This is a genomic window from Streptomyces sp. NPDC033165, from assembly GCF_055577965.1.
The window spans coordinates 86,328-108,335 of record NZ_JBVIPK010000004.1 but is presented as its reverse complement, the minus strand read 5'-3'; the positions used below and the strand labels follow the sequence as shown (position 1 = coordinate 108,335).

Below are 22,008 nucleotides of genomic sequence, written 5' to 3'. Positions count from 1 at the left end.
CCCACCCGCACCCCTGCCCGGCAGACGGAAGGACACCAACTGATGGCTCTCTACGATGTCGTGGTCGTAGGCGCCCGGAGCGCGGGAGCCTCCACCGCGATGCTCTTCGCACGCGCCGGCTACCGGGTCCTCCTCCTGGACCGGATGCGCTTCCCCAGCGACACGCTCTCCACGCAGCACGTCCACCGGCCCGGGCTGCGGCTGCTCAACCGGTGGGGCCTGCTGGGGCGGCTGGCGGACACCGGCTGCCCGCCGGTGCGCCGGATCTCCTACACCCTGGGAGACCTCCGGCTGGAGGGGGCCGTACCGGTGGAGGAAGGCATCGACGCGGTCTATGCGCCGCGCCGGTTCGTCCTTGACAGCCTCCTGATCGACGGCGCGGTCGAGTCCGGCGTGGAGTTCCGCGAGGGGTGCACCGTGACCGGCGTGCTGTCCGACGCCGGCAGGGTGTCCGGTGTGGAGTGGCGTACGGCCGCGGGGTCCACGGGCCGGGCGCACGCCCGGCTGGTGGTCGGCGCGGACGGGATGCGCTCGACCATGGCCCAGCACGTCGGCGCCCGTACGGTGCGGGAGAACGCTCCGCGCACCTGCGTCTACTACGGCTACTGGGAAGGCCTGCCCGCGGAGTTCGATGTGTACGAGCGGACCGGCCGACTGATCGGCGTCGTCGGCACCCATGACGAACTCACCTTGGTGGCCGCCTACTTCCCGCAGGAGGAGTTCCCCCGAATACGGAAGGACCCGCAAGGGGCCTACCTGGAGGCGCTCCGCACAACCGCCCCGGAACTGGCCGAGCGCGCCGCGTCGGCGCGCCGGGTGGAGCACCTGCGGGGCACGGGGAGCCAGCTCAACTTCTTCCGCGAGACCACCGGACCGGGCTGGGCCCTGGTCGGCGATGCCGCGTGCCACAAGGATTCGATCACCGGAACCGGTATCAGTGACGCCTTCGAGCAGGCATCACTGCTCGCCGGATCCGTAGGCGGGTCGCTGCACGACGAGCACGCGACGGCCGCCGCGCTGGAGCGGTACGCGGCCGGCCACCAGCGCCTCCTGGAACCGCGCTACGAGACGGCGCTCCAGAGCGCACGACTCGAAGTGAGCGCGGAGCGACTGGAGTTCACCCGCTGGATCTCCGGCGACCAGGCGTCCACCGAAGCGTTCCTGTCGGTGGCGGTGAGCCACATCGATCCCTCTCTGCTGGTCCCCACCACGGGGTGAGGGGTCCCCGACGGCCGCAGCCGACCGGGAACCCCCTCACCGGTCACGCCGCGGAGGCCCTCACCAGCCCCGTCTCGTAGGCGAGGATCACCGCTTGGGTCCGGTCGCGCAGCCCGAGCTTCTGGCACAGGTGATAGAGGTGCGATTTGACCGTGGCCTCGCTGAGCGACAGCATCTTGGCGATCACCAGGTTGGAGTGACCGTTGGCGACGAGCGCGAGGACATCACGCTCACGACCGGTGAGCAGCGAGAGCTGCGAGGCGGTCGCGGGGGCCATCTCCGGCGCCCGGTTGAGCAGCAGCCGGATCAGCTGGACCGCGGGCGGCGACTTCAGCACCATCGCCCCGTCAGCGATGTCACGGATGGCCGCGGGGAGCGACTGCGGGTCACAGTTCCCGGGCAGCAGCCCCCGGACCCCGCCCCGTAGCGCCGCGAGCATTTCGTCGTCCTCGGTGGCGGAGCTGAGCATGAGGACCCCGGGCGCGGCAGCCCAGCCCACCCTCCTCAGAATCATTGCAATCGCGATGCCATCCATGGCATCCGGATCATGGCTGACCAACGCGACATGAGGTCGCAGTTCCCGTACGGCCGCCTCCACCTCACGCGTGTGCAGCGCCTCACCGACCACTGCCATGTCGGGCTCGCGTTCCAGAACGCTGGCCAGGCCCACGCGCATCAGATGGTTCGGGTCACACAGAAGGACCCGGATACAGTCAGCCCCAACATCATTCGCCACAGTGCGACTTACCCCCGTAAATGCATGAACTCCTGCCGAGATCGCCTAAGAATTGGCGATTCGACTGGTCTGGACCACTGAAGAGACTACCGACATGTCGGTATGAGGGCCAGCAGGTTGCACTCCGGTTTGCGTCACACGCGAGCCCAAAGGGTGAGACGGGCTCCGGACTCAACCCGCAGGCGGGGGAACAAGACTGGCCGACGGGCGGACGACATCGTTCCACGCCGGTGTCAGGGTGGTCCCCGTCAGTCAGTTCAGGGGGGTACAGGTGCAAATACCGGCGGAAGCAGCTCCGTTGCTCGACTTCAGCCCCTACCGGCTGCTCACGGAACCGGAGGCCGTCCACCGCAGTATGCGTGCGGAGCCGCCGGTGCGCTACGTACGCGAGGAGAGCGGGTTCTCGTACTGGCTGATCTCCCGCTACGCCGAGGCCCGTGAGGCACTCGGCGCGCCGGGGCTCTCGAACGACCCGCGCCGCCTGGGGCACGCGGTCGACGCCCACAACGCCTACTCCCCCATGGCGAACAACGACCCGCCGGACCACACCCGGCTGCGCAGGCTCGTCTCCCACGGGTTCACCCGGCGCCGGGTGGCCGCTCTGGAGCCCGAGGTCGACCGCATCGTCGACGAACTGCTCGGCGACGTCGGACCGTCCGGCCGCACCGACGTGATCGCGGACCTCGCGTTCCCCTTGCCCGTCCTGGTCATCTGCGCGCTGCTCGGGGTACCGGGCCGGGACCGCGCGGCCCTGCGCACCTGGGCGGAGCACACCCTCTCGACGGCGGTGGGCCCGCGGACCCGGGAGGAACGTTCCCGCAGGCTGCGCACGTACTTCACCCGGCTGATCGCGGCCAAGCGCGACACCGTGCGGACCGCCGTGCCGCCCGACGAACAGCCGGACCTGCTCAGCGCCCTCATCGCGGCACAGGAACAGGACAACAGCCTCACGGACGACGAACTCGTCGGTCTGGCCGTTCTGTTGCTGGTCGCCGGGCACGAGACGACGACCAACCTGATCGGCAACGGGCTGCTGACCCTGCTGCTCCACCCGGAGCAGCTGCGGCTCCTCCAGGAGGAGCCGCAGCTGCTGCCCACCGCGGTGGAGGAACTACTCAGATACGAAGGCTCCGCCGGGCAATCCTCCTTGCGCGTGGCGGTCGAGGACACCCTCATCGGGGGAACCCTGATTCCCCGGGGGTCCGTCGTCAACATCGGCCTGTCCCTCGCCAACCGGGACCCCGGCGTCTTCCCGGACTCCGGCACCCTCGACGTCCGGCGGGAGCCCAATCCCCACCTGGCGTTCGGGCACGGCGTCCACTTCTGCCTCGGCGCGCCCCTGGCCCGCATGCTGGCGACCGCGGCCCTCGGCGCCCTGCTGGAGCGGTTCCGCGGCCTCGCACTGACCGTGTCGCCCGACGAGCTGCGCTGGCGACAGATCAGCATCCTGTGCGGCCTCACCGCACTTCCCCTCTCCTTTGATCCCGTTTTTCGTGAAACGAGTCGTACGTGACGATCCCCGATCCGATGGCGGCGGCCCATCTCTACCGCCTCACCTTCGGTTTCATTCCCGCCCAGATGATCCATGCCGCTGCCAGGTTCCGCCTCCCCGATCTGCTGGCCGAGCGGAGCCTGACCACCGAGGAGTTGGCGGACCTGACCGGTACCCACGCCCCCTCGCTGCGCCGGCTGCTGCGCGGCCTCGCCTCGATCGGCCTGGTCGAGGAGGCCGAGGGGGGTGCCTTCGGGCTGACCCCGGCCGGTGTACCTCTTCGGTCCGACGTGCCCGGCTCCGTCCGCCCCATGCTGATGCCGTACTTCGACGAGGGCATCTGGGCTTCGTGGGGACGGTTCCTGGAGTCCGTGCGCACAGGCCGGCCCCCGGTCGAGTCGGTCACCGGAGGTTCGGTGTTCGCCCACTTCGCGGCCGACCCGGAGCTGGCCGCCGAGTTCAACGCCGCCATGGCGGTGAGCGGCGGCGCAGAGGCCTGGAGCCTGGCCAAGTCACTCGACTTCACCGGCGTGCGGACCGTCGTGGACATCGGTGGCGGATCGGGCGCGCTCCTGGCAGTGCTCCTGGGACACCATCCCGAACTGCGCGGCATCCTGGTCGACACCCCCGCGGGAGTGTCCGACGCCCCGGCCGCCTTCGCCGAGGCGGGTGTGGCGGACCGCTGCGAGATCACCGCCGGGGACTTCTTCACGTCGGTGCCCGGGGGCGGCGACCTCTACGTGATCAAGAGTGTCCTGCACGACTGGGACGACGAGGAGTGCGTCCGCATCCTGCGGAACTGCCGCCGGGCCATGGACGACACGGCCCGCGTCCTGATCGTCGAGGTCATCGCGCCCGCCGTCGTGGACCCCACGACCGATCCGTTCCTCACGGCGAGCGACCTCAACCTGCTGGTCCTCACCCGCGGCCGCGAACGGACGCAGGAGGAGTTCGCCCACCTCCTGGAGGAGGCCGGTCTCCGGTTGACGGGCGTCGGCGATCCGGTGGGCTTCAACGGGTACCGGACGATCGAAGCACGCCCGGCGGCCACGGAAGGCGGTGCGGCGTGAAGACGACCGAGGGATCCCGGGCAGCGAGCCCCGTCGAGGACTCCCACCAGAACGTGGGACCCGGCACGCTCCGCCGGCTCGCCGCGGCCTGGCCCAGGCGGGCCACGGTGCGCACCGACATGGACAAGGTCACCGGCACCGAGGCGTACGACCCCGAGCTGCTCGACTACCCGGTCTCCCTGATGCCGTTCGGTGAACACCCCGACTTCCAGGGCACGTCCGAGGAGAAGCGCCGTACGGTGAACACCCTCGGCTGGATCGCGTACAACGAACGCGTCGTCGCGGCCGAGGAGTACGTGGTCAACCCGACCTTCGAGAAGCTCGGCCACGCGGTGTTCCCCGGCGTGGACCGGTTCGAGGTCAAGGAGATCGTGCGGCAGTCCCACATCGACGAGGTGTGGCACACGTACATGCACATGCTGGGCATGCAGCGCACCCGGGAGGCCCGGCAGGTCACGGCGGAACCCGCGGCCACGCACCCGGTGACGAACCGTCTGCTGTACGAGGCGCAGGCCGAGGCGGGCGAGCGTTGGCAGACGGACCTCCTCTACCTGCTGTGGACCACGGTCGGCGAGGTCAGCGTCAACGCCTTCCTCGACCTCATGGCGCGGGACACCACCGTCCAGCCGATGCACTCTCTGATCGCACGGCTGCACGCGCGGGACGAGTCGGCGCACGGCCCGGTCTTGATCGAGATCATGAGGGACGTCTACACCCACCTGAGCAGGAAACAGCAGGACTTCTTCATCGCGTCCCTGCCCTCGGGCATCACCGCGTTCTGCGCGGAGGACTTCGACTGGTGGCTGAAGGTGCTGGAGTTCGCGGGAGTGCCCAAGGCCAGGGACATCATCGAGGACTCCAGGAGCGCCGGCGGCGGCCCGCACGGCAACCTGCTCGTCAACGACTTCTCCGGTGTGCGGCGCCTGTGCCGCGAGCTCGGCATAGAAGACCGGGTGGCCTTCGACTTCGCGGCCGACGACGCCGCTCGGCTGGGGAGTGCCGCATGATCCTCACCGGTCCCGAGATCACCGACGCGGCGGCGGACGGACGCATCGTCATTTCGCCCTTCCGACCGGACCAGGTCAACCCCAACAGCTACAACATCTGTCTCGGAGACAGGCTGTTGACGTACACCGACGAGGTCATCGACCCCTACCGCCCCAACCCGACCCAGGAGATCACCATCGGGGAGGAGGGCTATGTCCTGCAGCCGGGCCGCCTCTACCTCGGCCACACCGTGGAGCGCGTCGGCTCCGACCTCTACGTACCGCTGTTGTTCGGGCGCTCCTCGGTCGGCCGGCTCGGGCTGTTCGTCGAGATCACCGCGCCGATCGGCGACATCGGTTTCCACGGCCAGTGGACGCTGATGCTCTCTCCGGTCATGCCCCTGCGGGTCTACCCCGGGATGAAGATCGGCCAGATCATGTTCTTCGTATCGCTCGGCCAGGTCGACCTCTACGAGGGCAAGTACCAGTCCTCGGCGGGCCCGCAGGAATCCCGCTACTGGAGAGACGTGGCGGTACCGGCGACATGATCCTCACCCGTGAAGCCATCACCACCGCCGTGGAGCGGGGCGACATCGTCATCGAGCCCTTCGCCCCGGAGCGCGTCTCCCCGAACGCCTACGACTGGCACCTGGGCGACCGGATCCGCGTATGCGAGGGCGACGAGCTGGACGCGGCAGCCGCCACCCGGGTCACCGAACACGTGATCCCCGCGGAGGGCATGGTCCTCCGGCCGGGGCGGCTCTACCTCGGAGTCACCCACGAGCGCACGCACTCGGAGCGCTACGCCCAGATGATCAACGGAGACCGCAGCCTGGGCGCGCTGGGGATCTGGGTGCACGTCTCGGCTCCGCTGGGACACGTCGGCCACGCCATCCGCTGGACCCTGGAGATCCGCGTCGCACAGCCCGTCAAGGTCTACCCGCTGATGCCCTTCGGGAAGATCGTCTTCTTGTCCACGGCCGGAGCGACTGCCAGCTACCAGCACCTGGGGCACAAGTACACGCGGACGAGCGGGATCGACATCTCACGGCTGTACGAAGAGCTTCGGTGAGCGCGGCGAAGGTACTGACCGGGCTCGATCTGCCCTGGGGCAGCCCCGGCGGTAGCGTCGAGCTGCTCAAGGACCTCTACCTGGGGCCGCGGGCCCCCCTGGCCGCCGACACGTTCATGCTGGGTACGGACGCGGCGCCCGCCCCCTCCGGCGAGGGGCTGCCCGCGCTGCTCGACGTACCGGGCAAGCAGCTGAGCGGCGAGGGGTTCTGGTCCTACGTCGACGGGCTCACCCGCGCGATCACGACGCGCTTCCCGCCCGGGGACCAGGACGTGCTCCACCTCCAGCATCTCGCCTTCGGCGCCACTCCGGCGCTGCTGCGCGGCTATCCGAAGCACCCGGGGATCGCCCTCGTACACGGCACGGACCTCCTCTTCGCCGAGGAGTTCCCGACGCAGCACGACGTGCTCCACGAGGCCGCAGCCGCCGCCCGGGCTGTCGTGGTGCCGTCGGCGGCGATGGCCGACCGGCTGCGCCTGCTGACCCCTGTCGAGAGCGACCGTATCGTCCACATCCCCTGGGGCGTCCCCGACCACTTGCTGACCCGCCCGCCCGTGCGGACCCCCTCCCCCGACGGCAACCTCCGCGTCCTGTACGCCGGTCGACTGACCGCGGAGAAGGGCGCCGCCGAACTGGTCGCCGCCGTGTCCGGGACGGTCGGCGTTCAGCTGAGCATGGCGGCACCGGCCGACGAGTTCCGACGGCTGTCCGAGGTCATGGACCTCTCCACGATCCGCTACCTGGGCTGGCTGAGCCGCCCGGACCTGTGGGCGGCCTTCGCGGAGCACGACCTCCTGGTGATTCCGTCGGCCAGGCTGGAGGCCTTCGGCCTCGTGGCCATCGAGGCGCAGGCCTGCGGTCTTCCGGTGGCCTACCAGCCAGTGCCGGGACTGACCGACGTACTGGGCGATTCCGCCCTGCCGCTGGACCTCTTCGCCCACGCCGGGCGGACGCGCGAGACCCTGGTCCGGCTGGCCGCGGACCGCGGCGCCCTGGAACACCTGCGCGCCGCGGGCCACCGGAACGCGGCGCGGTTCCCACTGTCCAGAACCGCGGACGAACTGACCGCGCTCACCTGCCAGGTGCGCTGAACCCCGCGCCCGCCTCCTCGGATTCCTGAAGCCGCGCCCGCACTCCCGCCGACGCCGACACAGAAGGACCCCCACATGTACGCAGCCGCACTCTTCGACCTGGACGGCACACTGATCGACACCGAGCCGCGGAGCCGGGAGGCCTGGTCGCGGCTGTTCCGCGGCCACGCCGTCCCGTACGACGACGCCACCATCAGGGGCTTCGCCGGGCGCCCCGCGAGGGAGGCGCTGGGCGACCACGTCCACCGCTTCTCCGGCCGCACGGTCGACGAGCTCTTCGCCGAGGCGATCCACTACACGACGCTCGCCGACATGCCCGCCGTCGATACCGTCCCGGGTGCCCTGGAGCTGGTCTCCCGGCTCCGCGCGTCGGGCGTACCGGTGGGACTGGTCACGTCGGGCACGAGGGAATACGCCCGTCACGAGCTCGGCGCCCTGGGAGCGCTGCACCTCTTCGACGTCATGGTCACGGCCGACGACGTGACCAGGGGGAAGCCCGATCCACAGGGCTACCTCGCCGGCTGCGCCGCCCTGGGTGTCGAGCCCTCGGCCACGGTGGTGTTCGAGGACGCGCCAGCCGGAGTGGCCGCGGCCAAGGCTGCGGGCGCCCGTTGCATCGCGATCTCCGCCGGGCAGCCGCCCGAGGCGCTCGCCGCGGCGGATCTGATCGTTCCCGACCTCACCGACATCGTGTGGCCCCCGCGGTTCCGGCCGGTGGCCGCCGTCGCGGGTTCGGAGGGCTGAGGATCATGACGGAACCCATCCTGGAAGTGGTCGTCACCTCCGCGCAGGAGGCCATGGACGCCGTGGCGGGCGGCGCCAACCGCCTGGAACTGGCCACGGACATGGCCTCCGACGGCCTGACCCCCTCATTGCCCGACTTCCTCCGCGTGCGCGAGGCCGTCACCGTCCCCCTGCGGATCATGCTGCGGGACAGCAACGGATTCCAGCCGACCGACCTGGACCGGCTCGGCGAAGCGGCCTCGGCACTCCGGGCGGCGGGAGCCGATGCCTTCGTACTCGGCTTCCTCACCCCGGAGGGAACTCTGGACCTGCCCTCGGTCACCGCCCTCCTCGCGTCGGTGCCGGGCTGTCGCTGGACGTTCCACCGCGCCCTGGACCACGCGAGCGACCGTGACGCCCTGCGCCGCGCCCTCCACGGACTGCCGGGCCTGGACACCGTACTGACGGCGGGCTCCGTCCCCGGCGTCGAGCGCGGACTGGACGTCCTGACCGCGGAAGCCGGCCGGCAGGGCGAGCGCGGCTATGAGGTGAACGTCATGGCCGGTGGCGGCCTGATGACACGCCACGTACCGATCCTGCGCGCCCACGGCCTCGACACCTTCCACGTCGGCACGTCCGTGCGCCACGGCGGCTGGGACACGCCGATCGACCGGGCCGCCGTGCGACGGTGGCGGCAGCTCATCGAGACCGACCCGGGACAGCCTGACCGCGATGACCTCTGAGACAACCTGCGAGTTCTGTGCCATCGTCACCGGCCGGCTCCACGCCGAGATCCTGTTCGAGGACGAGTCGACCGTCGCCTTCCTCGACAACACCGCGGTGATGGAAGGGCACACCCTCGTCATCCCCAAGGTCCACGCCACCGACATCTGGGCCATTGCCGAGGACGACGCGGCGGCTGTGATGCGCACCGCGCACCGCATGGCCGCGCTCCTCGACGGCGTGTTCACCCCGGACGGCATGACACTGTTCCAGGCCAACCGTCCGGCGGGCTGGCAGGACGTCTTCCACCTCCACGTCCACCTCGTGCCCCGGTGCGAGTCCGACCACCTGCACCGGCCCTGGCACGCGGAACGCGCCCACCCCGCCGCTCTGGCGCGGACCCGCCAACGCGTTCTGAGGCAGACCGGCGACGACGCGCCCCTATGACGCGGCCCACCCCCAGTGAGGAAGAATCGTGACCATGGAACACCCCCACCTGCCGACCACCGAGGCCGCCGTCACCGCGATACGCAAGATTGCGGACGACTACCGCCTGACGATGACCGTCACCGACGACATCGGCGCCGACCAGACGTCACGCCGCACCTCGGCGGGCGTCTTCGCGACCCTCGACCCCGACGGCTCATTGCCGCACGAGGCATTCGTCGAACTGGCCGGCTCCCCCGCCGTGAGCGTCCGGGTCTTTCCCGAGGACGATGCGAAAATCACCGTGGATCACGTCGAGTTCCACGACGTGCCCCGGGACTCCGTCCCGGCGTTCCTCCGCTCCGTGTACGGCGGACTCGCCCACACGAAGGGCCGGTTCTTCCCCCCGGGCCAGTGGCTCATCGTCCCCCTCCCCGGCGACGAGACCTACAAGGAACTGATCGCGGACACCACTCTCACTCCCTGGCTCGCACGCAGCGCGCGTAGCTCATGACAACCCGCTAGTAGCCACCCCGTGGACGACCCCGCTCCGCACGTTGGGCCGTTGCAGGCCCGACACCCACTCCGCGCTGACCTTCGCCCAGCGCACAATCCAAGCCGCTTCCCGAAGCAGGTCCCACCTGGTTCGGGAAGCGGCTTCCCTCGCTGAGATCCCATCAGGATCCACTTGGGACGAGCGTCACGAGCGTCATTTCAGCGTCGAGATATCGCGTGTAACGCCCACAGTGCACATCATGCGCATCGACAAACCTGCAGGTCAGGCGCCCTTAGCCACCGGCTCCAGGATCGCCACGCACTCCACATGATGCGTCATCGGAAACAGATCGAACGCCCGCAGCGTCCGCACCCGGTATCCGCCCTCCGCGAAGTACGCCAGGTCGCGTGCCAGCGCCGCCGGGTCGCACGCGACGTAGGCGATACGACGCGCGCCCAGGCCCGAGAGGTGCTTGACGACCTGCTTGCCCGCGCCCGCGCGCGGCGGGTCCAGGACGATCAGGTCGCATTCGGTGATGCCGGTACGGGGCAGGATCTGGTCGACCTTGCCGTGCTCGATGCGGACGCGGTCGAGGTCCTTGAGGTTGTGGCGGGCGTCCTCGACCGCTCGCTTGCCGGACTCGATGCCGAGGACCGCGCCCTTTTCGCCGATGCGCTGGCCGATGGCGCCGGCGAAGAGGCCTACCCCGCAGTAGAGGTCGAGGGCCGTGTCGTTCTTGCGGGGCAGAAGGCCCTGCATGACGGCGCGGACGAGGGTGTTGGCGGCCTGGGGGTGGACCTGCCAGAAGCCCCCGGAGCCGACGCGGTAGGTGCGGTCGTCGGCGCGTTCGCGGACGAAGGCGCGGCCGTGGACGCGGTGGACGCCGCCGTCCTTCTCGTCCACGCGGAGCACCGAGACCGGCTTGTCGAGTTCGACCAGGGGGAGGCGGCCGCCGGGCTTCGGGGTGAGGATGACCTGGCGGTCGTTGGAGCCGGTGGCGGTGATGGCCTCCACCGCGGCCATCTGAGGCCACTCGCGCTTCTCGACGCCCAGTTCCGAGACCCCGGGGGCCGCGATCAGGCAGTGGTCGACCGGCTGCACGTCGTGCGAGCGGTGCTTGCGCAGGCCCGCGTTGCCGTCGGCGTCGACGGCGTACTGGACGCGGGTGCGCCAGGCGGGGACCTCGCCCGCCGGAAGCTTGTCGCCCTCGGCCGGCATGACCGTGCCGTCCCAGCCCGCCTCCTCGGGGGTCAGGCCCGCCAAGCGCTGGAGCTGCTCGGCGATGACCTCGCCCTTGAGGCGGCGCTGCGCGCCCGGCTTGGCGTGCTGCCAGTCGCAGCCGCCGCACATGCCGGGGCCCGCGTACGGGCAGGGGGCCTCGACGCGGTCCTTGGACGGTTCGAGGATCCGTACGGCGTCGGCGCGCAGGAAGCGGGAGTCGGTGTCGCCCTCGGTCACCTTCGCGATGATCTTCTCGCCGGGAAGCGTATGACGGACGAAGAGGACCTGGTTGCCGGCGGTACGGGCGATGCAGTGGCCGCCGTGCGCGACGGGCCCGACCTCGACCTCGTACTCCTCCCCGACCAGTGACGACGTGGGTGCGTTCTGCATGAGGGGAGGCTCCAGGGGCGGGGTGGCGGCGAAGGGGGGTGGTGGCGGGCGGGCAGTCGCGCCTTGTGCGCAGGACAACAGCCCACCAGTCTACGTGGGCGCGGGCGGGGCGCCGACCACGAGCGAGGCCCACGTCGTGGGAACACCCGTCGTGCGACCGGCCGCCGCCGCTCACTTCTTGGGGTCCGGCTCCTTGCTCCTGCTGTTCCTGCGTTCCACCGGGCCCCGGCGCACCGCCCCCGGAGCGTTCCATTCCGCGCGCTTCCTCGCCCGCCTCTTCGCGACCTCGGAGGACTGGAGCTGGTAGGGGACGGACGTGACCATGACGCCCGGGGTGAACAGCAGGCGGCCCTTCAGACGCAGGGCGCTCTGGTTGTGGAGCAGGTGCTCGTACCAGTGGCCGACGACGTACTCGGGGATGTAGACGCTGACCACGTCGCGCGGGCTCTCGCGGCGCAGGCTCTTGACGTAGTCGATGACCGGGCGGGTCACCTCGCGGTAGGGCGAGTCGAGGATCTTGAGCGGTACGTTGATGCCGCGCCGCTCCCAATCCTCGCGGAGCGCCTTCGTCTCGTCCGGGTCGACGCTGATGGAGAGGGCCTCCAGACGGTCGGCGCGGATCAGTTTCGCGTAGGCGAGGGCGCGCAGCGTGGGGCGGTGGAGCTTGGAGACCAGCACGATCGCGTGGACGCGGGAGGGGCGCAGGCCCTCGTCCGCGGGGGCCTCGTCGGCGGCGATCTCGTCGGCGACCCGGTCGTAGTGCTTCCGGATGGCGGTCATCGTGCCGTAGAAGATCACCATGCCGAGCAGGGCGACCCAGGCGCCGTGGGTGAACTTGGTGGCGAGGACGACGACCAGGACCAGCCCGGTGAAGGTGGCGCCGAAGGCGTTGATGGCCCGGGAGCGGATCATGTGGCGGCGCCGGGCGGGGTCCTCCTCGGTGCTCAGATGGCGGTTCCAGTGCCGGACCATGCCGGTCTGGCTGAGGGTGAAGGAGACGAAGACCCCGACGATGTAGAGCTGGATCAGGTGCGTGGAGTCGGCGTCGTAGATCCAGACGAGCAGGATCGCGGCCCCGGCCAGCAGGACGATGCCGTTGGAGAAGGCGAGGCGGTCGCCGCGGGTGTGCAGCTGGCGCGGCAGGTAGCGGTCCTGGGCGAGGATCGAGCCGAGCAGCGGGAAACCGTTGTACGCGGTGTTCGCGGCCAGGAAGAGCACGAGTGCGGTCGCCGCGGCGAGGGCCATGAAGAGGAACGAGCCATGGCCGAAGACCGCCTCGGCGACCTGGGAGATCACCGGGTCCTGGGTGAAGTTCTCACCGACCGGGGAGCCGTCGCGGATCAGGTCCACGGCCGGGTTCTCGGCCATCTTGACGTCGGTGGCCATGGCGAGCCCGATGATCCCGCAGAACATGGTGACGGCGAGCAGGCCCATCGCGGCCAGCGTGGTCGCGGCGTTCCTGCTCTTGGGCTTGCGGAACGCGGGGACCCCGTTGCTGATCGCCTCGACGCCGGTGAGGGCGGCGCAGCCGGAGGAGAACGCGCGCAGGAGGAGGAAGACCAGGGCGAAGCCCGCGAGCCCTTCGTGTTCGGGCTTGATCTCGAAATCGGAGGTGGGGGCGTGCATCGTGTCGCCGAGGACCAGCCCCCGGAACGCGCCCCACAGGATCATCCCGAAGACACCGGCCACGAAGAGGTAGGTGGGGATGGCGAACAGCTTCCCCGATTCCTTCACACCGCGCAGATTCATCAGGGTGAGCAGGACGATGGCGCCTATGGCACAGAACGTCTTGTGCTCGATGACGAACGGAATGGCGGAGCCCAGGTTCTCCACACCCGAGGAGATCGACACGGCGACGGTGAGGACGTAGTCGACGAGCAGGGCGCTGGCGACGGTCAGTCCGGCCTTGGGCCCGAGGTTGGTGTTGGCGACCTCGTAGTCGCCACCGCCGCTCGGGTAGGCGCGGACGTTCTGCCGGTAGGAGGCGACGACCGTGAACATGAGGACGACGACGGCGAGCGCGATCCAGGGGCTGAAGTGGTACGCCGACACTCCCGCGACGGACAGCACGAGGAGGACTTCTCCGGGTGCGTACGCCACCGAGGACAACGGGTCGGATGCGAAGACGGGAAGCGCGATGCGCTTCGGGAGGAGCGTTTCTCCCAGCTTGTCGCTGCGCAGCGCCCGGCCGATCAGGATCCGTTTGGGCAGGTCGGTCAGTTTGGACACGCTGAGGATCGTAAGCGGAGCCCGGGCCCGGGACGAACGCCCTTTTCACGTGGCCCCGCAATCTCCTGCGGTCGGCGGAGAATGCCGCGCCTTCTTTAACGAAATCCTTGCGCCCGCTCGGACCATTTTGCTTTTCCTTTGCCGGAGTGTCCCGAGGACGGGGCCACTCGGATGAGGCGGGGGCGTCCCTGGCGCATAAGCTCATCCCCGGGCCGCGCCGCGGGTGCGGGCCCGTTGTTTGCCCGGCAAGCTGAGAGAGAAGTGTGAGCAGCGTGTTTTCGCAGGTCAGCCGGATGACCAGGACGGCGGGGTAGGCGCACAGTGCACATCGTCATCATGGGCTGCGGGCGCGTCGGAGCCGCTCTCGCGCAGACCCTCGAACAGCAGGGGCACACGGTCGCGGTGATCGACCAGGACCCTACGGCCTTCCGCCGTCTCGGGTCCGGATTCGGCGGGCGACGGGTCACCGGAGTCGGCTTCGACCAGGACACCCTCCGCGAGGCGGGCATCGAGGAGGCCGGGGCTTTCGCCGCGGTCAGCAGTGGCGACAACTCCAACATCATCGCGGCCCGGGTGGCGCGCGAGACGTTCTCCATCGAGAACGTCGCGGCGCGGATCTACGACCCGAAGCGCGCCGAGGTCTACCAGCGTCTCGGCATTCCCACGGTGGCGACGGTGCGCTGGACGGCGGACCAGATGCTGCGCCGGCTGCTGCCCTCGGGCGCGGAGCCGCTGTGGCGCGATCCGAGCGGGGGTGTGCAGCTCGCCGAGGTGCACACGACGCCGTCCTGGATCGGCCACAAGATCAGCACGCTCCAGGAGGAGACGGGGGTCCGCGTGGCCTTCCTCACCCGGCTGGGTGAGGCCATTCTGCCGACCTCGCAGACGGTTCTCCAGGAGGGCGATCTGGTGCACGTGATGATGCGTACGGACGAGATCGCCAAGGTCGAAGAGGCCTTCGCCCAGGGTCCCGAGGAGGAAGGTCACTGATGCGTGTGTCGATTGCCGGGGCGGGCGCGGTGGGCCGTTCCATCGCCACCGAGCTGCTGGAGAACGGGCACGAGGTGCTGCTGATCGACAAGGCGCCGAGCGCCATCTCGGTGGAGCGGGTCCCGATGGCCGAGTGGCTGCTCGCGGACGCCTGTGAGATCACGTCGCTGGACGAGGCGGCACTGCAACGGTGCAACGTGGTGATCGCCGCGACCGGGGACGACAAGGTGAACCTGGTCGTCTCCCTGCTCGCCAAGACCGAGTACGGCGTACCGCGTGTGGTGGCCCGGGTGAACCATCCGAAGAACGAGTGGCTGTTCAACGAGTCCTGGGGCGTGGACGTCGCCGTCTCGACGCCGCGTCTGATGTCGGCCCTGGTCGAGGAGGCGGTGAGCGTCGGCGATCTGGTCCGGCTGCTGCGCTTCAGCCACGGCGACGCCAACCTGGTCGAGCTGACGCTGCCGCCGGAATCGGCCCTGGCCGGTACCCGCGTGGGGGAGGTCGCGTGGCCCGAGGACACCTCGCTGGTGACCATCATCCGCGGGTCGCGGGTGCTGACGCCGAGCCCGGAGGAGTCCCTGGAGGCCGGTGACGAGCTGCTGTTCGTGGCCGCCCAGGCGCGTGAGGAGCAGTTGGAGGACCTGTTGTCGGTCCGCCGCGGCCCCTCGGACGACTGACCCGGAGAGTCACCTGTACGTGAAGGGGCCCGGAACCGCTTGGGTTCCGGGCCCCTTCACGTACGTCCGTTTCGTCCGTACGTCCGTCCGTTACGAGGTCACGCCTCCGGGTTGCGCAGCGCGGCCGCGGCCTGTGCCGCGCGCTCCTTCTCGGCCTGCTCCTCGGCCTCCATCTCGGCGAAGACGTCGATGGGCGGCGGCGCCTTCGCGAGGAAGACCCAGGTCAGATACACCGCAAGCAGGAACGGCGGGATCTTCAGGGCGACCAGCACCCAGCCGAACTGGGTGGTGTCGGCCCACCAGTAGAGCGGGAAGAGGATCGCGCACTTGGCCAGCAGGATGAATCCCCAGGCGTAGCTGGCCTTGGTGTACGCCTTCTTCCGGCCCGGGTTGCGGGTCCGCCAGGAGAGGTTCTCCTTGAAGACCGGGCCGAGGATCAGCCCGATCAGTGGTACGCCCGCGGCTGCGGTGCCGAGATAGGCGATGGCCAGGCCCAGCGTGTAGAGCATGCCCGGCAGGTAGAAGTCCTTGGCGTTGCCCGTCATCATCGCGAAGACCACACCGAAGGCCACCCCGAAGACGCCGCTGAAGGCGTGCTTGACGGTGTCCCTGCGGATCAGCCGGACGGCGACCAGGGCCAGGGACACGGCCAGGGCCGCGATGGCCGAGATGTGCAGGTCCTTGTTGATGGTGAAGATCGTGACGAAGAGCAGCCCGGGGAGGACTGTCTCCACCATGCCGCGTACGCCGCCGAAGGCCTCGAAGAGGGCGGCCTCGGTGACCGCCTTCGACTCGGCGTCCTGCTGAGCGGCGTGCTTGCCCCCTGCGTCCTGCTGTGCGGTGCGGTGGGACTGGTCCGTTTCGGACGTCGGCTTGTCCAGAGACGTCACCGGCTACTCCTTGCCGAGCGGTCGGAGTTCGTATGTGGGGTTGAACAGCACCCGGCGGCCGTGGCTCATGGCGACCCGCCCCGATGCGATGATCCTGCGGCCGGGCTCTATGCCGACTATGGAGCGCCGGCCGAGCCAGACCACGTCCAGCGGCTCGGTGCCGTCGAAGAGCTCCGCCTCCAGGGCGGGCACTCCGGCCCGGGGGCGGAGGGTGACGGTCCGCAACGTACCAGCCACCTTCACGATCTGCCGGTCGGAGCACTCGGAGATCCGGGTGCATCCGGTGACCTGCGCGTCCTGCCGCAGCTCCTGGGACTCCAGGTCCTCCTGGGAGCTGGAGAGCCGGTCGAGCATGCGGCGGAAGCGCCCGGAAGGCCTCGCCGCCTTCCCGGCCTTCCCGGCTTTCTCGGATCGGGGAACAGCACTCATACCCGAAGGGTACCGGTCCCGGCCACCGCAGCCGGGGGTCCGGGTGACCACTCGAATGGATGGCGCCGGGGTGACCGGCGCGGCGTCCCGCCGGGTCTCAGCCGCGTTCGAAGCGGTAGCCCATCCCCGGCTCGGTGACGAAGTGCCGGGGGTGCGAGGGGTCCGCCTCCAGCTTGCGGCGGAGCTGGGCCATGTAGACCCGCAGGTAGTTGGTCTCGGTGCCGTAGGAAGGCCCCCAGACCTCCTGGAGGAGCTGCTTCTGGCCGACCAGACGGCCGCCGTTGCGGACGAGCACCTCCAGCAGGTGCCATTCGGTGGGGGTGAGCCGTACGTCGCGGCCCGCCCGGTGCACCTTCTTCGCGGCCAGGTCGACGGTGAATTCGGCCGTCTCGACGATCGCGATGTCTTCGGCGCCGCCCTCCTGGCCGACCGGCTCCGCACGGCGTACGGAGGCGCGCAGCCGGGCCAGCAGCTCGTCCATGCCGAAGGGCTTGGTGACGTAGTCGTCGGCGCCCGCGTCCAGGGCCTCCACCTTCTCGTCGGAGGTGTGGCGCGCCGAGAGGACGAGGATCGGGACCCGGGTCCAGCCGCGCAGCCCCTTGATCACCTCGACCCCGTCCATGTCGGGCAGCCCGAGGTCCAGGACGACGACGTCGGGGTGGCGGGCGGCGGCCAGCTGGAGGGCGGTCGCCCCGTCGGGAGCGGCGTCGACCTCGTACTGGCGAGCCTTCAGGTTGATCACGAGGGCGCGGACGATCTGCGGCTCGTCGTCGACCACAAGCACCCTGGTCATCGCGGACCTGCCTTTCTGTACGGGGAGGGGGAAGCAAACGTGTGCGAGCGGGCGGCGTACGCCCTGGGGTGTGTCACGAGGTGACCTGCGCGGGGAGGTCGGCGTCGACGCGGGCGCCGCCCGGCGCCGCGGCGAGGGTCAGCACCATGGTCAGCCCGCCGCCCGGGGTGTCCTCGGCGTCCAGCGTGCCGCCCATCGCCTCCGCGAAGCCCCGGGAGACGGCGAGGCCGAGGCCCACCCCGGCGCCGCGCGGGGCGTCCCCGTACCGCTGGAAGGGTTCAAAGATGCTCTCCTTGGCCTCTTCGGGGACGCCCCGGCCGCGGTCCACGACCCGTAGCTCCACCCGGCCGCCGAGCGCGCTGGCGGCGACGTGGACGGGCTCCTGGCCGGAGTGGTACTTGACAGCGTTCTCCACGATGTTGGCGACGACCCGCTCCAGGAGCCCCGGGTCGACGGCGACCATGGGCAGCGTCTCGGGGATGTCGAGGTCGACGCTGCCCTCGGGAACCCCGCCGAGGGCCATGGGGACCACCTCGTCGAGGTCGATCCCGCGGATCAGCGGGGTCACGGTGCCGGTCCGGAGGCGGGACATGTCCAGCAGGTTGCCGACCAGGTGGCCGAGCCGGTCGGCGCCGTCCTCGATGCCTTCGAGGAGCTCCGCCCGGTCCTGCTCGGACCAGGCGACGTCGTCGGAGCGCAGGGAGGTGACGGCCGCCTTGATGCCGGCCAGCGGGGTGCGCAGGTCGTGGCTGACGGCGGCGAGCAGGGCGGTCCTGATCCGGTTGCCCTCGGCGAGCCTGCGGGCCTGTTCGGCCTCCCCCACCAGGCGCTGGCGGTCCAGGACGACGGCCGCCTGGGCGGCGAACGCGCCGAGCACCCGGCGGTCCTCGGCGGGCAGCACCCGGCCGGACAGCGCGAGGGCCATGTTGTCGCCGACCGGCATGTCCACGTCCGCGTCCTCGGGGCGGGCCACCGGGGCCGGTCCGACCGATCCGGCGCAGGTCCACGGCTCCACGTCGCTGCCGCGCTCCAGCAGGGCGACGGACTCCATGGCGAAGGTCTCGCGGACCCGCTCCAGCAGTGCGTCCAGGGCGGTCTCGCCGCGCAGCACGCTGCCCGCGAGGAAGGAGAGGATCTCCGACTCGGCGCGCAGCCGGGCGGCCTGGTGGGTGCGCCGGGCCGCGAGGTCGACGACGGAGGAGACCGCCACCGCCACCGCGAAGAAGATCACGATGGCGACGAGGTTCTCCGGGTCCTGGACGGTCAGCGTGTGGGTGGGCGGGGTGAACCAGTAGTTCAGCAGCAGGGAGCCGACGGCCGCCGAGGCGAGCGCGGGCCGCACTCCGCCGAGCAGGGCGGCGACCACTGTCAGGAAGAGGAAGAGCAGGACGTCGTTGGCGAGGCCGGGCGCGTCCTCCATGCCGCGCAGCACCACCGCGAGCAGGACGGGGCCGACGACGCCGACGAGCCAGCCCCAGACGAGCCGGGCGCGGCCGAGCCGGGCGCCGCGGGCCATGGGCAGACCGCGGCCCTTGGCGACCTCCTCGTGGGTGACAATGTGGACGTCGAGGTCGGGGCGGGACTCGCGGGCGACGGTCGCGCCGACCCCGGGTCCGTAGATGTACTGCCAGGTCTTGCGGCGGCTGGAGCCCAGCACGATCTGGGTGGCGTTGACGCCGCGCGCGAACTCCAGCAGGGCTGCCGGTATGTCGTCGCCGATGACGTGGTGGAAGGTGCCGCCGAGGTCCTCGACCAGGGTGCGCTGGACGGCCAGCTCCTTCGGCGACACGGAGGTCAGGCCGTCGCTGCGGGCGATGTAGACGGCGAGGATCTCGCTGCCGGAGCCCTTGGCCGCGATCCGGGAGGCGCGGCGGATGAGGGTGCGGCCCTCGGGTCCGCCGGTGAGGCCGACGACGATGCGTTCGCGGGCCTGCCAGGTGGTGCGGATGTCGTGCTCGCCCCGGTACTGCTGGAGGTACTCGTCGACCCGGTCGGCGGTCCACAGGAGCGCCAGCTCGCGCAGGGCGGTGAGGTTGCCGGGGCGGAAGTAGTTGGAGAGGGCGGCGTCCATCTTGTCGGGCTGGTAGATGTTGCCGTGCGCCATCCGGCGGCGCAGCGCCTGGGGCGACATGTCGACCAGCTCGATCTGATCGGCCCGGCGCACCACCTCGTCGGGGACGGTCTCGCGCTGCCGGACCCCGGTGATCGACTCCACGACGTCGCCCAGCGACTCCAGATGCTGGATGTTGACCGTGGATATGACGTCGATCCCGGCCCTGAGCAGCTCCTCGACGTCCTGCCACCGCTTGGCGTTGCGCGAGCCGGGCACATTGGTGTGCGCCAGCTCGTCGACCAGGGCCACGGCCGGGGCACGCTCAAGGACCGCGTCGACGTCCATCTCGGTGCGGAGCTCCGAGCCGTGGACGATCTCGCTGCGCGGGGCCTGTTCCAGACCGTCCAGCAGCGCCTCGGTGCGCGGCCTGCCGTGGTGCTCCACGAAGGCCACCACGCAGTCGGTACCGCGTTCGACCCTGCGGTGGGCCTCGCTGAGCATCGCGTACGTCTTGCCGACGCCCGGTGCCGCGCCCAGGTAGATCCGGAGTGTGCCGCGTCCCATGGCCCCATCGTCTTCTTCCGCCCGGCGGAGTCTGACGACGGCCGGTGGCAGCCAATGCGGCTGCCACCCTAGACGCTACTCCGCCTGTTCGACGACGTGGCCGTCGCTCAGCTCCAGGACCCGGTCGGCCAGGCCCAGCAGCTGTGGGTCGTGGGTGGCGACGAGGGCGGTGACGTTCTCGCTGCGCACGACCGCGCGGAGCAGTTCCATCACGGCGAGCCCGGTCTCGGCGTCCAGCTGCCCGGTGGGCTCGTCGGCGATCAGGAGGGCGGGGCGGTTGGCGAGGGCGCGGGCGATGGCGACGCGCTGCTGCTGGCCCCCGGAGAGCTCGCCGGGGCGCTGCTCGGCGTGGTCGGCGAGGCCGACGAGGGAGAGCAGCAGCGCGACCCGCTCGTCGCGCTCGGCCGGGTCGGCCCGGCGCAGCCGCAGGGGTACGCCGACGTTCTCGGCGGCGGTCAGGATCGGGATCAGACCGAAGGACTGGAAGATGAAGCCGACCCGGTCGCGGCGCAGCTCCAGCAGGCCCTTCTCGCCCAGCCCGGCCAGCTCGGTGCCGTCCACCGTGATCCGGCCGCCGTCCGGGGTGTCCAGACCGCCGACCAGGTTGAGCAGCGTGGTCTTGCCTGAGCCGGAGCGGCCCTTGAGCGCGACCAGCTCGCCGCGGGGGATCTCGAAGGAGACCCCGCGCAGGGCGTGCACGGCCGCGGCTCCGCTGCCGTACGAGCGGTGCAGGTCCTCGACCCGGACCATGGCCGTACGGGCGGGGCCCTCGGCCAGGGCCGTGCCGGACTGCCCGCTGGTGCTCTCGGTCATACCGCTCCCCCGTGTACGTACGTGGCCCGCTTCGTCGCCCGCCAAGTATGTGCGTGGCGCACACGGCCGGGCAATGGCCGGCGGTGGGTGCGTACGAAGGCCGGTGGGCCACGCCCGGGAAGGGGCGCGGCCCACCGGCCTTCGCTGTGCGGGTGCCGCTAGCGGACCTCGGTGATCTCGGGGCCGCGCTGGAGCTGGCCCATGCCGCCGGAGAACTTCGAGCCCTCCTGCTCCTCCTGCTGGATACCCTCGGGCACCATCTGGGCGTCGTTGGGGAGCTTGAGGACGATCGGGTCGCGGGGGGCCATCGGCCCGTCTCCGCGGACGACCACGGTGTCCCGGAAGACCGTCTCCAGCAGTCCGGCGGCCTCCGGCTGCACGGCGCCCTGGCCGGAGATCACACCGCGCAGGAACCAGCGGGGACCGTCGACGCCGACGAAGCGCACCAGCTGCACGCCGCCCGTGCCGTCGGGGAGCTGCACCGGGACCTGGGCGCGCAGCTCCCAGCCCAGCGGGCCGTCGACCTCGTCGATGACGCCGCCCTGCTGGGTGATGCCCGAGGCGATCTCCTCGCGGACCTCGCCCCAGATGCCCTCCTTCTTGGGGGCGGCGAAGGCCTGCAACTGGATGGCGCTGTCGCGCAGCACCACGGTGGCGGCGACGATCGCGTCCCCGGCCACCTCGACGCGCAGCTCCATGCCCTCGACCCCGGGGACGAAGATGCCGCCCAGGTCGACCCGGCCCTCGCCGGGCTGGGAGACCTCGGAGCTGTCCCAGGGCCCGTCCGGCCGGGGGGCCGGCGGGAGGTTCATCCGGCGGGGGGCGTCCCCGTCGGTACCGTCGAGCTCGTCGGCGACCTGCTCGGTCTCGCGCACCTCGTCCGCCGCGTCCTCGGCGGAACCACTCTTCTTGCGACGTCCGAACAC

At 70.7% G+C, this 22,008-nt stretch carries 22 protein-coding genes; 13 read left to right on the top strand and 9 right to left on the bottom strand.

Features of this window, described 5'->3' with window-relative positions; translation table 11 throughout:
- The first annotated feature begins 42 nt into the window (after nt 1-42).
- Entirely contained in the window at nt 43-1,218 is a 1,176-nt protein-coding gene (locus ACZ5WC_RS11720; RefSeq protein WP_468540630.1) for an NAD(P)/FAD-dependent oxidoreductase, read from the top strand.
- 43 nt (nt 1,219-1,261) lie between these two features.
- Here the strand turns inward: ACZ5WC_RS11720 and ACZ5WC_RS11715 are convergent, their stop codons facing one another.
- On the bottom strand, nt 1,262-1,954 hold the full coding sequence (locus ACZ5WC_RS11715; protein ID WP_468540629.1) for a LuxR C-terminal-related transcriptional regulator: 693 nt from the start codon (nt 1,952-1,954) through the stop codon (nt 1,262-1,264).
- Between the two features lie 298 nt (nt 1,955-2,252).
- Between ACZ5WC_RS11715 and ACZ5WC_RS11710 the strand changes: the two genes are divergently transcribed.
- From ACZ5WC_RS11710 to ACZ5WC_RS11665, 10 genes are all read left to right on the top strand, one after another.
- Nucleotides 2,253-3,467 carry a cytochrome P450 family protein gene (locus ACZ5WC_RS11710; protein WP_468540628.1) on the top strand — a complete coding sequence of 405 codons (1,215 nt, stop codon included), beginning with the start codon at nt 2,253-2,255 and terminating at the stop codon, nt 3,465-3,467.
- On the top strand, nt 3,464-4,516 hold the full coding sequence (locus tag ACZ5WC_RS11705; protein ID WP_468540627.1) for a methyltransferase: 1,053 nt from the start codon (nt 3,464-3,466) through the stop codon (nt 4,514-4,516). Before ACZ5WC_RS11710 ends, ACZ5WC_RS11705 begins: the two co-directional genes overlap by 4 nt.
- The gene (locus ACZ5WC_RS11700; protein WP_468540626.1) at nt 4,513-5,523 is read left to right on the top strand and encodes a diiron oxygenase; all 1,011 of its coding nucleotides are present in this window, start codon (nt 4,513-4,515) and stop codon (nt 5,521-5,523) included. The genes ACZ5WC_RS11705 and ACZ5WC_RS11700 overlap by 4 nt, the downstream gene beginning before the upstream one ends.
- Nucleotides 5,520-6,050, top strand: coding sequence for a dCTP deaminase (gene dcd / locus ACZ5WC_RS11695; RefSeq protein ID WP_096630374.1), 531 nt, complete (start codon nt 5,520-5,522; stop codon nt 6,048-6,050). Before ACZ5WC_RS11700 ends, dcd begins: the two co-directional genes overlap by 4 nt.
- Nucleotides 6,047-6,574, top strand: coding sequence for a dCTP deaminase (locus ACZ5WC_RS11690; protein ID WP_096630372.1), 528 nt, complete (start codon nt 6,047-6,049; stop codon nt 6,572-6,574). The genes dcd and ACZ5WC_RS11690 overlap by 4 nt, the downstream gene beginning before the upstream one ends.
- Nucleotides 6,571-7,665, top strand: coding sequence for a glycosyltransferase family 4 protein (locus ACZ5WC_RS11685; protein ID WP_468540625.1), 1,095 nt, complete (start codon nt 6,571-6,573; stop codon nt 7,663-7,665). The genes ACZ5WC_RS11690 and ACZ5WC_RS11685 overlap by 4 nt, the downstream gene beginning before the upstream one ends.
- 75 nt (nt 7,666-7,740) lie before the next feature.
- Nucleotides 7,741-8,409 carry an HAD family hydrolase gene (locus ACZ5WC_RS11680; protein WP_096630368.1) on the top strand — a complete coding sequence of 223 codons (669 nt, stop codon included), beginning with the start codon at nt 7,741-7,743 and terminating at the stop codon, nt 8,407-8,409.
- Between the two features lie 2 nt (nt 8,410-8,411).
- A complete protein-coding gene (locus tag ACZ5WC_RS11675; RefSeq protein WP_373558808.1) occupies nt 8,412-9,131 on the top strand; it encodes a copper homeostasis protein CutC in 720 nt (239 codons plus the stop codon).
- Entirely contained in the window at nt 9,121-9,558 is a 438-nt protein-coding gene (locus ACZ5WC_RS11670) for an HIT family protein (RefSeq protein WP_468540624.1), read from the top strand. The genes ACZ5WC_RS11675 and ACZ5WC_RS11670 overlap by 11 nt, the downstream gene beginning before the upstream one ends.
- A gap of 34 nt (nt 9,559-9,592) precedes the next feature.
- Nucleotides 9,593-10,051, top strand: a complete 459-nt coding sequence (locus ACZ5WC_RS11665; protein ID WP_468540623.1) for a hypothetical protein — start codon at nt 9,593-9,595, stop codon at nt 10,049-10,051.
- A gap of 264 nt (nt 10,052-10,315) precedes the next feature.
- Here ACZ5WC_RS11665 and ACZ5WC_RS11660 read toward each other — a convergent pair whose 3' ends face one another.
- On the bottom strand, nt 10,316-11,644 hold the full coding sequence (locus ACZ5WC_RS11660; RefSeq protein WP_468540622.1) for a class I SAM-dependent RNA methyltransferase: 1,329 nt from the start codon (nt 11,642-11,644) through the stop codon (nt 10,316-10,318).
- Between the two features lie 171 nt (nt 11,645-11,815).
- Nucleotides 11,816-13,873 (bottom strand): APC family permease, encoded by a 2,058-nt coding sequence (locus ACZ5WC_RS11655; protein WP_468540621.1) that lies wholly within the window; start codon nt 13,871-13,873, stop codon nt 11,816-11,818.
- Between the two features lie 321 nt (nt 13,874-14,194).
- Here ACZ5WC_RS11655 and ACZ5WC_RS11650 point away from each other — a divergent pair, with 321 nt between their 5' ends.
- Together ACZ5WC_RS11650 and ACZ5WC_RS11645 are read left to right on the top strand one after the other, a co-directional pair.
- Complete coding sequence (locus ACZ5WC_RS11650; protein ID WP_468540620.1) at nt 14,195-14,863, top strand: potassium channel family protein; 669 nt, start codon at nt 14,195-14,197, stop codon at nt 14,861-14,863.
- Nucleotides 14,863-15,540 (top strand): potassium channel family protein, encoded by a 678-nt coding sequence (locus tag ACZ5WC_RS11645; protein WP_468540619.1) that lies wholly within the window; start codon nt 14,863-14,865, stop codon nt 15,538-15,540. The genes ACZ5WC_RS11650 and ACZ5WC_RS11645 overlap by 1 nt, the downstream gene beginning before the upstream one ends.
- A 98-nt stretch (nt 15,541-15,638) precedes the next feature.
- Here ACZ5WC_RS11645 and ACZ5WC_RS11640 read toward each other — a convergent pair whose 3' ends face one another.
- The 6 genes from ACZ5WC_RS11640 to ACZ5WC_RS11615 all read right to left on the bottom strand — a co-directional run bounded on the left by ACZ5WC_RS11640 (nt 15,639) and on the right by ACZ5WC_RS11615 (nt 22,008).
- A complete protein-coding gene (locus ACZ5WC_RS11640; protein WP_468540618.1) occupies nt 15,639-16,430 on the bottom strand; it encodes a DUF3159 domain-containing protein in 792 nt (263 codons plus the stop codon).
- Between the two features lie 3 nt (nt 16,431-16,433).
- The gene (locus ACZ5WC_RS11635) at nt 16,434-16,859 is read right to left on the bottom strand and encodes an OB-fold nucleic acid binding domain-containing protein (protein ID WP_179500253.1); all 426 of its coding nucleotides are present in this window, start codon (nt 16,857-16,859) and stop codon (nt 16,434-16,436) included.
- A 97-nt stretch (nt 16,860-16,956) separates the two neighbouring features.
- Entirely contained in the window at nt 16,957-17,652 is a 696-nt protein-coding gene (locus ACZ5WC_RS11630) for a response regulator (RefSeq protein ID WP_468540617.1), read from the bottom strand.
- A gap of 73 nt (nt 17,653-17,725) precedes the next feature.
- Nucleotides 17,726-20,269, bottom strand: coding sequence for a DUF4118 domain-containing protein (locus tag ACZ5WC_RS11625; RefSeq protein ID WP_468540616.1), 2,544 nt, complete (start codon nt 20,267-20,269; stop codon nt 17,726-17,728).
- 75 nt (nt 20,270-20,344) lie between these two features.
- Nucleotides 20,345-21,082, bottom strand: coding sequence for an ABC transporter ATP-binding protein (locus tag ACZ5WC_RS11620; RefSeq protein WP_468540615.1), 738 nt, complete (start codon nt 21,080-21,082; stop codon nt 20,345-20,347).
- A 158-nt stretch (nt 21,083-21,240) separates the two neighbouring features.
- The gene (locus ACZ5WC_RS11615) at nt 21,241-22,008 is read right to left on the bottom strand and encodes a DUF3710 domain-containing protein (protein ID WP_468540614.1); all 768 of its coding nucleotides are present in this window, start codon (nt 22,006-22,008) and stop codon (nt 21,241-21,243) included.